Raw genomic sequence first — 12629 nt, 5'->3', positions numbered from 1 at the left:
GCCCCTTTCATTTTTCAGTGAGGAGAATGGCGTTTTGCCTATTGGCTAACTGTCGAGGGGTTGGAGTTAGCTAATCGAATCATCATCTTTCAACAAGTCGCTGCCACCACTACGGACCCACTCATCGACCTCGCTTATTTGGAATCTCCAGAACCTGCCGACTTTATGAGCAGGCATGCGTTTACCAGCGATCCATGTGTAGACCGTGTCTTTAGTGATTCCCAGGTGAAGGGCAATCTCATCGGCGGATAGCCAGGGCTCGACCAACGCGGAACCTCCAATCGGTACTGAAAAACCTACGGTACTTCATTCGACGGGTTTGGCTGGGTTTGAGCGGGTTAGGCCGAGCTTGGCATGTCGTGTGGAGCACCGGGTCATAGGTTCCTGCTGTCCATTTGGACGCGGGAAAAGCAGCGGAGCGTAGGGAGCTTTTGCCGTGCCCCTGCGGGCAGGAGGCACACCAACCTTTGACCCGCAGTCCTGCACGAGAGGTCCGCAACAACTAGCTACGCGGCGCGGCATGGGCGATAGGTCCCTGTTTCTCGGCCCAGTGGTAAGAGACATGAGGAAGGGCCGGCGCATTCACTGCCGGCCCTTCCTCATGTCTCGAATCCTAGATGAAGGAGATTGCTCGAACCTGGTCGAGCGTTGCAGCTTCCGGCTCGTTAGCGGTCTTAACCAAACCTTGCTTAAGTTGTTGCTGGGACAGGCCGACCACGTCGCCGAAGTATGCCACGATGCCTGGTCGACGCTTGGACCGATAGGTTGTGCGTGGGAATACTGCTGAACCGAAAGCGGTGGCACCTGCCAACCCAGCCACCGCTCCGACCCACTACAGCCACTCGATGTTGTTGTCGAGGTCGCGTGAATGCCAAGACCCTCCGAAGGCTGCGGCCACGATCGGCCCTATGACCACACCGATGGCGGCAAGCAATGTCGATGCCTTGCCGTCGGCACGTGCTAGTTCTTCGCGAGCTTCTCGTTTCGACACATGGTTGCGGGACAGTAGAGTCCCCGAACGGGGGGAGTATCTCGTCGAAGTGTGCTGCAACCGAACGGTTATGAGACTAGGCAAAACCGCGAGAAGAGATAATGCAGTCGACAGAGCCGAGATCCCGGCGGGGATCGCAACCGGCAGGGGTCACGTGACCGCAGGAACATGTTGCCTGTAGCAGAACTAGCCAGCACAGTCTGGCGCGACGAGTTGGCGAGCGATAGAGAGACTGAGTGGCCCCAATTGCGGCGCCACGCGACCATACGACCGCCCCTACCCGACTCCATCCGCGGTCAGCCCCTAGTTAGGATCACTTCTACGACACGCCGTTGCCAAGCACAGGCACGTCGGCGCCAAAGACACGGATAAGTTCGACCTATGACCGTAGCGAATGACCATCTTGTAGGGGAAGCAGTTGCCGCACTCGAGGTGACCGACGAGGGGCCGATAGGCGCCGTTGGCGGACAGAAGGCTGTACATCGCGTTTCGCGAGGGGGGCAAACGTTTGTACTCAAAGTCGTGGCGCTAGAGTTCACGACTGACGAGACGCTGAAGCGCGCAGAGCGCGAGGTACAACTACTGGCAAGTATCGACAACCCCAATGTGGTGAAGGTGGAATCCGACTTAGTAGAGCTGGGCTCTCCAGTCCACGCCGCCGCGTGGATCGAGGAGTACCTGGACGGCGATGACCTAGGCAACCTGCTGACAGGAGCACCGTGGACATGGGCTGACGCAAAGTCTATGGGAGTACAGGTTGCTAATGGTCTAGCTGCGGGACACGAAAAGTCTGTAATTCATCGCGACCTAAGCGCGAATAACGTGCGGCGGCTCAGTAATGGCACTTACAAGGTGCTCGACTTCGGGTTTGCTCGCCACACGTTGCGCTCCGGCCTCACAGTTGCTGGCCAGCCGGGTACGCCAGGCTATCTGACGCCGGAACACCTCAACAGCTACAGCGGCGGTCCGATGCAGATGTCGGATGTGTTCCAGGTCGGCATCCTTATGTACACGGCGCTTAGTGGCGTCTCGCCCTATCCATGGAGGGGTGATGACTACGAATACATCTCGCGTCTTAAGAGCGGGGCAATGAAACCCCTCGGTGAACACCGGCCTGATCTGAGCTCGGAGCAGATCGAGGTTTTGCATCGGGCGCTTCATTCGCAACCGGCGCGCCGATTCAGGAACGCCTCTGAGCTCCGCGATGCACTGGAGGCGACGCCATGACAACGTTCATCGAGGACAGTCCTCGCTCATTCCAAGCGGGGTGGATTGCAAACGCACATACCGCGGGAAGCGCCACCGGTGCCGTCCTCACTCCGTGGGCATCTCCCTACATCCACCGCGGTGGCCCGGGCCTGAAGCCCGGAATAGGAAACCGCGTTACCGAACTTCACGACGCTGGCGTGACCGTTTGGTTCGACGCAACCACGCATGCACTCCAAATGCCAGGCGTGGGCGACTTCCGCTACTACTCCGAGTTCAACCTCTGGGGTGGGCCAATCGGGGACTTGACGCAGGATGCCTACCGTCGCGAGCACGTTAGAAGAGTCTTCAAACACCAGTTGGCGTTAGCTACACCTTTGGTTGCGCCGGCACCGCTGCTCCCTTCCGGACTCAATAACATCAGCACGCTCGCACTGGAGACAGCTCGGGTCGCTTTGGAGTTGCAGCCTAGTGCGCGGCTTACCATCGCTGGTGTCGGCACGTTCTGGAGCGACGGACGTGATCTTGACGCTCACGTGGGAGCACTTGCGGCACTGGCACCTAAAGGATGGTTCATCTCTTTTGTGCAGCCCGACAACGAACTTCCGCCTAAGCTGACCGCCGACGAGGTGTATGGAATATGCCGGACGGTTCGAGCGCTCAGCGAATATGCGCCGGTGCACGTTTCTCATGGTGACTTCGCAGCACTGCCCGCCGTGGCTGCTGGTGCAACAACAGTCGGTACAGGATGGGACAAGCGGCAAAGAGTGGTGTCGTTCACTGACTATGTAGAACGCGCCGAGAGCACAGGCCAGGCGAGTTGGTACGAGCGTCCAACGCTTCTGGGCCTCCTTGGGACTTTGGACAAGAAGGGCCACGGCGCGCTCCTCGAGCAACAAGATGCCGCCCTTGCGGCTCGACTGGGCGGTCTGCCGCCAGTACCCGGCCCAAAAGAGTCATTTCGTCATCATGTCGTACAGCTTGATACTGCAGTACGGCGAATCCAAGGCGCCGGGTCCCACAGGCAGCGCTACGACGAACTCGACCGAATGTACGTTGAGGCTGCTACTAATTGGGCGGCAGTACGAGTGGCAACCGGTCTCCATGACCGGACGAGCACTTGGGTCACGGCCTACCAGCAGGGATTACGAATGTACGCACGGAGCGAGGGCTGGACTCCCTAGCCCGGCCCTTGTCGCTGCCGCGAACAACTCAGCCGCCTGGGTTCGGCGCCGGGCTGCGACATGGCCTAGGCGAGGACGGACAACCCAGCTGCCTTCCAACAAGAGTCCTCCGCGATCTTGCATGACCTCGGCGGTTACTGCTGCCTGTGCGCGCTCAGTGAGCTGTCCCATTACGAGCACGTAGCTATCAGCCCAAACCCGGTAAGTGCGTACCTGACGGAGCGCAGAGCGCCAGTCCTCCACCTTCGCTTCAACGGCATAAAGGCGCCCGCCCGGCTCCAGTGATTCGGGTCGCACGTATTTACCCGACGATGTCTCAATGAGGGCTCCGCGCTTCACTAGGCTCCGTAGTCGTTCAGCGACGGTCTCCACTGGCCATCCCAGCGCGCGCGCGATGTCCTGCGCGCTAGATGGCCGCCTGGTGTAGGCCGCCGAGACGATGCCTGTTTCTAACTCATTGACTACCGGGCCCACGTCTAAGTGCTGACGGCGCCTAATACGGTCGATATCGCCCACATACACGGTGAAGTCGGGGATACCTAGCGGTCCCGCGAACTCGGGGACAAGAACCAGGCCTCGACTTGCACCGGGCAAGCCCTGAACGGCCGCAAGTGCATCCTGGTGCAACTCACGTTCCTGGATTGGCTCGAAACGTCGTCCGGCGCGCGGGGTAGAAGTTGCGATTTCAAGCGCGTAAGTCATTCGAGTCCTCCATCTATCTGACTCTAGTAGCAGACGTCTTCCCATGGCAGAATTATGCCGCCGTCGTTGCCGTTCCCCTCGTCACATCACGCTGCGTGCTCGCGCAGCAGGTCTTGCTCGCTGCTCCGGCGACTTCCTCAGCGGTGTCCGCGGGCGACATCGTCTAGGCCCTTTGACCTCGTGAAGTGTATCGGAACCAGGTTGTCTCGCATCCCATCGAATACGGGATAGTTATTCCGCTACGTATAAGCCAGATTCGTAATCTGCATCGTAGGTCACGAAAGTAGCCGATCGTTGGCCGACGGGGTGCGTCTACTCGGTCCTAATGATCGCAACACCTAGGTTCTTAGGCAGACCGGCGGTTCTGATAGTCGTCCATGTGGATGACGTCCGCGAGGGGGGTGTCTTTTCTGGTGGGTGGTACTTCAGTTGTGCCACTGGTGGTGCGAGGCATGGTTGCAGGCGGATTTGCGGTATCGACCGTAGCCTCAGGCGTGTCTCCGCTCACCTGTGTAACCTTCGGCTGCTTCGGTTTCACGGGGGGCCGATGCCGCGCAAGCCGTTTGACCGCGGGCAGCACCTTGGTGTCCCATAACTGGGCCGCGCGCGGAAGGATGATTTCTTGCATCAACGGGTCCAAAACATAGGTATTGAACAACCGACTAAAAAATTCTGCCGTTTCCCTATTGCGGTGCTCTTCCTCCTTTTCTTCGCGCCTACGCCGCGCGTCGTAATCACGATTCAGCTGCTCGTCGAACTCTCGGTCAACCTCAGGTTGCTTGCCTGACTCGGGAGGCCTTGGATTGCTGTAATGGACGATGAGGGAACCGTCTTCGTTACGTGCACCGCCCGAGCTCAACGAATCGAAGGGGATTGGGTTCCCGTTTTTGTCGCGCACCGGGACGTCAACCAACACTTCCCGATACTCCTGCTTGTCACTCTCCATTGCCCCTCCAGTTTCCTCCGATGAGCCTATACCTTGAGGTGGTTACACTGATTGGTGCTCAATTGGGCCGGGTTGCGAGGCCCAGTACTGCTGTTCCCGACGTCCGAGCAGGCAGCGGATGCGAATAAGGGGCAAGTGGCACTAGTCGGAGTCAAGCTGTGCTCAACGATGCCCGTATCAAGAACGCCTCTCCATCAACAGTTGTAAGTTCTTTGAGCGTGCGTTGTTCCAAGTTGTACCGAAATACTTGACTGTGTGCTAAGCCCAGATCTGATACCGGCTCCCGCGAAGCCCGACTGAAAATTCCTGGCCGGGTAACTACTTCGACGGACTCTCGTGTAGCCATATTGCTCGGTCCAAGTCCCGGGGTTCAACAGCAAGCTTCGTGGCCGCGACTTGAAGGAGTTGCCGCGTTCGTGCGGGAGTAAGTCTGTTGTCACCGCCGAGAACTCGGGCGAGGTAGCGCTGCACCATCACGTCTGGTTTTGTCTCGGTGGTGACTCCTGCGTTCATGATCAGGTATGACCAGGCAAGCGTGCCGAAGCCATTGATTGAAAGCCATGCTGTCTTTGCAGAGGTGCTTCCGTTGGTCGCGGCGGTTCGGAGGTGTTCTGTGCTCGTCACTGCGGTGTCCAGTGCTGCGAGCCGGGAGAGACCCTCGTAAATGCCCTCAGGTCGCAAACGGTTCGTACCGGGGAGTTTGCTTTCGTTGCGCAGGACGTCTCGGGCGAAGTCTGCGGGGCCACCTGCGCTATCCATGGCCTTCATCAGGTCTGGGCCACTGTCGGTGTCTGCCGTTGGGCGAAGCGCACGGTACCGGGTAAGGACATTCGTCGCTGCGGCCGAGCTCGCGCGCAGGGAGTAGGCGGAGTTCAGGGCGCAAAGTGCAAGAGAGTCGCGGAACTCTACCGGGGCCCTCCACTCGGAAGGATCACCGAGATCCTCAGCGATGGCCGTCACAAGGAGATCTAAATCAGTCATGACCGGATGATATCTGGCACATGATGCCGCCGGCGGGACTATCGCGCAAAAAGGACCGTTTAAGAGCCAGTTTTTTTGCACCACTCCAACCCCCTCGTTTTTTTGTCTCTCTAACCAAGTGCGAAACGTGTACTGTCATAACGCGAGGGTGAAACGAATTCTGCGACCCTCCGGACTGGAGGAGGACACATGGATCGACCGGAACGTCTCGAAGGCGTCGAGGAACCACGTCTGGTGCCTGATGGCGTCCTGATCGGATACGCCCGCGTGTCGACCATGGACCAGAACCTCGAGGCGCAGACCCGTCAGCTGGTCGACGCTGGTTGCTACGACGTCTACGCGGACCACGGGAAGTCAGGGGCGACGATGACCCGCCCCAAGCTGGAGCAGTGTCTCCGCGCACTGCAGCCAGGCAACACCCTCGTGGTGACCAAGCTCGACCGGCTCGGCCGTACAGTGCGCGGACTCGTGGAACTCCTTGACTCACTGCATGAGCGAGGCATCATGTTCCGGTCCCTCGGCGAGGGTATCGACACCACCACAGCCTCGGGCCGGCTGATGTTCAACATCATCGCCAGCGTCGCGGAGATGGAACGCGAGCTGATCCGGGAACGGACGAAGGCCGGCCTCGCCGTAGCTACAGGGAAGGGCGGCCGCCCGCCGCGCCTCCAACCCCACGATGTCGTGGAAGCCCGCCGTCTGAGGGAGCAGGAGAAGCTGACCGTCGAAGCCATTGCGAAGAGGTTCAAGGTCCATCGCTCCACGATCATTCGCGCACTGCGCACCGATGGCCTCGCAGGCGCCGGCTACCGAGAGGGTCAGAGTGGTCGCAAATGAGCCATGGCGTACCAGAGTGACGTTTCCGTCGAATAGCGCAGGGCGCTCGGTACGGTGGGAGAAGTATTCCCACCGGCACCAGGGGGCCCCCGATGGCACGATCGCGCAAGCGCAACCAGATTGATGGTCAGGCAACTCTCGACCTAGACGCATTTCTTTTCGCACCACCAGAGGAGGTTCTTGATGAACAAGTACGGCAAGTTCGCGCAGGAGACGTGGAAGATGACCGCCCCGTCGCAGTACTCCCTGATCCCGGACCCGGAGGAGTGGTTCCGGAAGCTGGGCGAGGAAGCAGCGACGAGAGTAGAGGAACTGACCCGGGAGATAGCGGGCCCGGATTCGATGACCGACTCGTTCCTGGAGAAGTACGGACGCTTGACGACCTCGCAGATGCAGGCCGAGGAGATCGTCCGAGCCGAGATGCTGACTCCGAGCGAGATGGAGACAGAGGGCGACGAGACGGACGACGAGGAGAAGACCAGCTCGATCCTGTTGGAGCACCGGAAAGAGATGAGCCGAATTCTGCAGGAGGGAATGGAGGAAGTCAGGGCCGAGGAGCTGGCCTACCAGGACGCGAGGAACAACCCTCAGAACTAAACCCCGCGATTGAAGCGGACTCCCGTTTCATTCCTGCACGGCAGGAGGACCTCGCCCCGTCGGGTGCCCGAGCGCGGTTCCAAGCTAACGTCGCTGCGCTGCGTGTCCTGCGTGAGCTGCAGGACCAGGCTCGGGTAGCCACCTTGCAGGAGCGCGCCGCGCTGGCTCGGTGGGGGAGCTGGGGCGCCACCGGTGTGGCCGAGGTGTTCGATGAGACTCAGGCCGAGTACGAGGCTGACCGCGCCGAGCTGCGCGAGTTGCTGAGCGAGGACGAGTACCGGGCCGCGAACCGGACTGTCATCAACGCCCACTACACCGATCCCGCTCTCGCCACGGAACTCTGGCAAACCCTAGATACGCTCGGCTTCGCCGGTGGTCGCGTGCTCGAGCCCGGTTCCGGTGCCGGTACTTTCATCGGCCTTGCGCCTGACTCAGCGGCCATGACCGGCGTCGAGCTGGACCCGATCACCGCCGGTATCTCCCAAGCCCTCTACCCGGACGCTGACATTCGAGCAGAGTCGTTCGCTGACACCCGATTGCCCGCTGGGTACTTCGACGCCGCCGTCGGCAACGTCCCGTTCGCCAAGACCAGGCTGCACGACCCGCGACACAACGCCGGCAACCACTCGATGCACAACCACTTCATTATCAAATCCCTTGCCCTCATCCGGCCCGGAGGCGTTGTCGGCGTCATCTCCTCGGCGTTCACCATGGACGCGCAAAACCAGGCAGCACGCCGTGAAATCTACGACACAGCCGACCTGCTCGGCGCCGTCCGACTGCCCACGGGCGCCCACCGCCGCGCCGCCGGCACCGATGCCCTCACGGACGTCCTGATCCTCCGCAAACGCCTTCCGGGCGAGGAGCCACTGAGCCCGCTGTGGCTCGAATCACGTGTCCTGTCCGTGGGGGAGGACAGGGAGCAGGACGCCGAGTTGGACGCCGGCCAGGACGTGGCCCGGATGAACGCCTACTTCGTTGACAACCCGCAGCGCGTGCTGGGTGAGCCCGTGGTGGGTAACGGCATGTACGGGTCAGCGACCCTCACCGTGCGCAGCGAGGATCTGCGCTCCGTGCCCGAGCAGATGCACGACCAGCTGCAGGACATCGCCCTCACCGCCGTCGCCGCCGGCAGGGGAGCGGTGGAGCGCCAGGACGGGCAGGTTATCGAGTCCGCAGCCATCGTGCCGGCAGGCAGTGACTTGCAGGTCGGCCACATCGCGGCCGTCCCAGACGGCACCTTCACTCAGGTCGGAATCGACGGCGCGGCAGCTCCGCTGGCTGTGCCGCGGACGGCGGCCGCCGAACTGCGGTCTTTGCTGAACCTTCGCGACGCCGGACGCTCAGTCCTCGTGCTCGAGGCGAGCAACGTGGAGGACACCGCCGAGTTGGGTGCTGCCCGTCAGGATCTTCAAACGTCGTACCAGGCATACGTCAGCACGTATGGGCCGATCAACCGGTTCACCGAAAGCCGCACAGGCAAGTTCAATGATGCTGGCGAAGACATCATGCGAAGGGTTACACCGAAGGCCGTCGCGCTACTGAAGGGGGAGCCGTTCGGTGCTCTCGTGAAGGCGTTGGAGAACTTCGATGAGGGTAGCCAGACGGCTACGCCGTCGGCTCTGCAGCGCGAACGCCAGGTCCAGCCCCGCCAGCCCATTCGAGGCGTCGACACCCCAGCTGAGGCACTGGCTGTCACCCTGGACAACACGGGTGAAGTTGACCTCGCAGAGGTCGCCCGGCTGCTGGGTGTCGAGCGTGGCGCTGCACGGCAGGCGCTGGGTGAGTTGGTCTACGACGTGCCCGGGGAGCAGGGCGCTCTGGAGACGCGGGCGGAGTACCTCAGCGGCAACATCAGGGAGAAGCTCGACCGTGCCGTGGAAGCCGCAGCCGAGGACGAGCGGTACAACCGCAACGTCCAGGACCTCCGCAGTGCGCTGCCGCTTCCGCTGGGTGCGGATGAGATTGAGGCGCGCATCGGCTCCGTCTGGATATCCTCCGAGGTACATCAGGAGTTCCTGCAGACCATCACCCGCGACTCACGGGCCCGCGTCGACCGGATCACCGGTGCGAACTGGGATGTCCAGGCGAGCAGGCACAGCTTCACTGTCCGCAATGACTGGGGAACGGAGAGGATGCCGGCGGGTGAGATTTTCAAGGACCTCCTTGAACAGAAGCGGGTCCAGGTCACCGACCCGGACCCTGATCCGCAGAGCCAGCGGCGCATCCTGAACCCCACCGAAACCGCTGCAGCGCAGGAGAAGGCCCAGCTGGTGCAGGACCGTTTCGGGGAATGGGTGTGGGAGGACGCCGATCGTGCTGTGGCTTTGACGGACGAGTACAACCGTCGCTTCAACTCGCTCGTGCTGCGCGATTACACGGTCGAAGGTGAGCGCTTGACCCTGCCGGGGCTCGTGAAGAACTTCGAGCCTCGATCGCACCAACTGGCCGCTGTGGCTCGCATGATTTCCGAGCCGTCCGTGGGACTCTTCCACGAGGTAGGGGCCGGCAAGACCGCCGAGATGGTCATGGGTTCCATGGAGCTGCGCCGGTTGGGTATGGCCCGCAAGCCCGCGGTGATCGTGCCGAACCACATGCTCGACCAGTTCGCCCGGGAATGGTTGCAGATCTACCCCCAGGCGCAGATCCTCGCCGCATCCTCGTCCGACCTCGCCGGCGAGAAACGCCGGGAGTTCGTCGCCAGGGCGGCCGCGAACGACTGGGACGCGATCATCATGACCCGCACCGCGTTCGAGCGCATCCAGCTCTCTGACGAGTCGCAGGTCGCCTACTCCAACCGGGAGATTGAACGCCAGCGCGCCGAACTGAACGCAGCAAAGCAACGTGCTGACGCGGCAGGCCAGAAGATGCTGTCCGTGAAAAAGATCGAGAGCCGCCTGCAGGCGCTCGAGGAGCGGACTAAAGCCAAGCTGGACCGGCCAACCGATCCGGGGATCACGTTCGAACAGACCGGCATCGACTACCTGCTCGTGGACGAGTTGCACGACTTCAAGAACCTCGAAACAGCATCGAACATCCAAGATGCCGCTATCGACGGTTCGAACCGTGCCACGGACCTCCACTCCAAGGTGGAGTACCTGCGCAGCGTGCACGGTGACCGGGTGATCACCGGTGCGACCGCTACGCCGATCGCCAACAGCGTGACCGAGATGTACGTGATGCAGAGGTACCTGCGCCCCGACCTGCTGGAGCAGGCAGGGATCAACGACTTCGATACGTGGGCTGCGACGTTCGGTCAGGTCGTGACCGAGATGGAGATGACCGTCGCCGGTGGTGACAGCTTCAAAATGAAGGAGCGGTTCTCAAAGTTCCAGAATGTGCCCGAGCTGCTGAAGATGTTCCACACCTTCGCGGACGTGAAGACCGCCGAGGACCTGCAGCTGCCGGTTCCCGACATCGAGGAGCGCGAGGACGGCAGGCGCCTGCCCCGCATGGTCGCGGTCGAACCGACCATCGAGCTCGAGGCGTACATCGCGGAAATCGCTGACCGTGCCGAGAAGATCCAGGCACGTCTGGTCGACCCGACCGAGGACAACATGCTAAAGATTTCCACGGATGGCCGGAAGGCTGCCCTGGACATGCGGCTGGTCGACCCCGACCTCGACGTACTGATCGGGGAGACGAAGATCAGTGCGACAGCAGACCTCCTTGCGAGGGTCTACGAGGAGAACAAGGACCGCATTTACGACGATCCAGCGACGAAGGAACCACATCCCACACCGGGCGCCCTACAGATTGTGTTCTGCGACCTCGGCACGCCCTCGGACAATTGGAATGTGTATGGGCAGCTGCGCGAGGACCTGGTGCAGCGTGGGGTTCCAGCAGAAAAGATCCGGTTCATGCACGAAGCCAAGAATGACGCCGAGAAGGGCCGGCTATTTGCGGCTTGCCGGACAGGGGACGTCGCCGTGCTGGTCGGCTCGACCCAGAAGATGGGTGTCGGCACGAACATTCAGGACCGTGCCGTTCACCTGGTCGACCTCGATGCTCCGTGGCGGCCGGCCGACGTCGCGCAACGCCATGGCCGCATCATCCGACAGGGGAACCAGAACCCCGAGGTGGCCATCTCGCAAGTGGTCACCAAGGGATCGTTCGACACGTTCATGTGGCAGACGTTGGAGCGCAAGAGCAAGTTCATCGACCAGATCATGCGCGGCCGGCTCGACGTCCGCGAGATCGAAGACATGGGAGACAGCACCCTGTCCTTCGCGGAGGTCAAAGCCATCTCCAGCGGCAACCCGCTCATTCTGGAGAAGTCGAAAGCCGACCAGGAGCTCACCCGACTGCAACGCCTTGAACGCGCCTGGCATCGCAACCAGGCGGCACTCACGCGCCGGAAGGACAGCTCACTCGTCCGCGGTCGCGCCTTAGTGGCTGAACTGCCAGCGCTGAAGGAAGCTGCCGCGAGCACAACCGCCGACGTCGGAGGCGATGCGTTCCGTATGACGATCAATGGTCGGGCCGTCGACAAGCGCACCGACGCAGTGGAGGCGCTGCGCACATGGGCGGACAGGAACGCAGCAGGTCGACCCCCGATCCAGGGGTCCAAGGACCTCGGTGTAATGGCCTCCATCGGCGGTCACGACATCAGGTTCGTGCAGGGCCAAGCAAACATGGTCGAGATGGGTGCCTCCCGCGTCGAGCTGCAGATCGAAGGCGCGCCCGGCGTCGCGGTGGAGCTCAAGCGAAACGACGCACTCTTCCCGACTGTGGGCGTGATCCAGCGCCTGGAGAATCAGGTCACGCGCCTGCCCGACGAGGTGGTCAAGCGTGAGCGGCAACTGGAAGAAGCACGGCAGGAGTACCGTGATGCGGCCAACGCCCTGCAGCAACCGTTCAAGCACACGGAGGCACTGGAAAAGGCCAAGTGGGAGGTCGAGAGGATCAGCAGAGAGATGCGCGGCGAGGATGCAGCCCAGACCACGCTCACACCAGAGTTAGAACAGTTGCAGCGTCACATGCGTGCTGCCTTCCCTAACCCGCCGAAGCCCAGCCAGGCTCCTAACCAATCGTCACGGAAGTACCGCGACAACGGCGGGTCAGGACCACATGTGAAGCGTGACGGTGGGATGGAACGCTAGATAGCGCACAGCAGAGGGGCGGTCCCTACCGATGGTAGGAACCGCCCCTCATTCGTTTCAGTTCACACGGCGATCATGAGAGT

9 protein-coding genes are annotated in these 12629 nt (G+C 61.6%); 5 read left to right on the top strand and 4 right to left on the bottom strand.

Translation table 11 applies throughout. The features are described 5' to 3' along the window. Positions 1-66 precede the first annotated feature (66 nt). Positions 67-267 (bottom strand): helix-turn-helix domain-containing protein, encoded by a 201-nt coding sequence (locus IWX65_RS13160; protein ID WP_196883501.1) that lies wholly within the window; start codon positions 265-267, stop codon positions 67-69. A 346-nt stretch (positions 268-613) separates the two neighbouring features. Then, a complete protein-coding gene (locus IWX65_RS18075) occupies positions 614-820 on the bottom strand; it encodes a hypothetical protein (protein WP_442859198.1) in 207 nt (68 codons plus the stop codon). 552 nt (positions 821-1372) lie between these two features. Between IWX65_RS18075 and IWX65_RS13155 the strand changes: the two genes are divergently transcribed. Further along, positions 1373-2218: a serine/threonine-protein kinase gene (locus tag IWX65_RS13155; protein ID WP_196883499.1), complete on the top strand. Its 846-nt coding sequence runs from the start codon at positions 1373-1375 to the stop codon at positions 2216-2218. Beyond that, positions 2215-3381: a hypothetical protein gene (locus IWX65_RS13150; protein WP_196883497.1), complete on the top strand. Its 1167-nt coding sequence runs from the start codon at positions 2215-2217 to the stop codon at positions 3379-3381. Before IWX65_RS13155 ends, IWX65_RS13150 begins: the two co-directional genes overlap by 4 nt. 1048 nt (positions 3382-4429) lie before the next feature. On the opposite strand, the gene IWX65_RS13145 is transcribed toward IWX65_RS13150, so the two are convergent. Together IWX65_RS13145 and IWX65_RS13140 are read right to left on the bottom strand one after the other, a co-directional pair. Further along, a complete protein-coding gene (locus IWX65_RS13145) occupies positions 4430-5029 on the bottom strand; it encodes a hypothetical protein (RefSeq protein ID WP_196883494.1) in 600 nt (199 codons plus the stop codon). A gap of 318 nt (positions 5030-5347) precedes the next feature. Further along, positions 5348-6010, bottom strand: coding sequence for a hypothetical protein (locus IWX65_RS13140; protein WP_196883493.1), 663 nt, complete (start codon positions 6008-6010; stop codon positions 5348-5350). A 189-nt stretch (positions 6011-6199) separates the two neighbouring features. Here IWX65_RS13140 and IWX65_RS13135 point away from each other — a divergent pair, with 189 nt between their 5' ends. The 3 genes from IWX65_RS13135 to IWX65_RS13125 all read left to right on the top strand — a co-directional run bounded on the left by IWX65_RS13135 (position 6200) and on the right by IWX65_RS13125 (position 12546). After that, a complete protein-coding gene (locus IWX65_RS13135) occupies positions 6200-6847 on the top strand; it encodes a recombinase family protein (RefSeq protein ID WP_196883492.1) in 648 nt (215 codons plus the stop codon). A 183-nt stretch (positions 6848-7030) separates the two neighbouring features. Then, positions 7031-7444: a TnpV protein gene (locus IWX65_RS13130; RefSeq protein ID WP_334683855.1), complete on the top strand. Its 414-nt coding sequence runs from the start codon at positions 7031-7033 to the stop codon at positions 7442-7444. 143 nt (positions 7445-7587) lie between these two features. Continuing rightward, positions 7588-12546, top strand: a complete 4959-nt coding sequence (locus tag IWX65_RS13125) for a helicase-related protein (protein WP_334683854.1) — start codon at positions 7588-7590, stop codon at positions 12544-12546. The last annotated feature ends 83 nt before the right edge of the window (positions 12547-12629 follow it).

Source organism: Arthrobacter sp. CAN_A214, from assembly GCF_015751955.1.
GTDB lineage: Bacteria > Actinomycetota > Actinomycetes > Actinomycetales > Micrococcaceae > Arthrobacter_D.
Note: the sequence above shows the minus strand (reverse complement) of the source record. Positions and strands in the feature narration are given on the sequence as shown.

Bases quoted from the DNA above. Each gene is read 5' to 3' on its own strand.
- IWX65_RS13155 (WP_196883499.1), top strand. From the start codon at position 1,373: ATGACCGTAGCGAATGACCATCTTGTAGGGGAAGCAGTTGCCGCACTC.
- IWX65_RS13150 (WP_196883497.1), top strand. From the start codon at position 2,215: ATGACAACGTTCATCGAGGACAGTCCTCGCTCATTCCAAGCGGGGTGG.
- IWX65_RS13145 (WP_196883494.1), bottom strand. From the start codon at position 5,029: ATGGAGAGTGACAAGCAGGAGTATCGGGAAGTGTTGGTTGACGTCCCG.
- IWX65_RS13140 (WP_196883493.1), bottom strand. From the start codon at position 6,010: ATGACTGATTTAGATCTCCTTGTGACGGCCATCGCTGAGGATCTCGGT.
- IWX65_RS13135 (WP_196883492.1), top strand. From the start codon at position 6,200: ATGGATCGACCGGAACGTCTCGAAGGCGTCGAGGAACCACGTCTGGTG.
- IWX65_RS13130 (WP_334683855.1), top strand. From the start codon at position 7,031: ATGAACAAGTACGGCAAGTTCGCGCAGGAGACGTGGAAGATGACCGCC.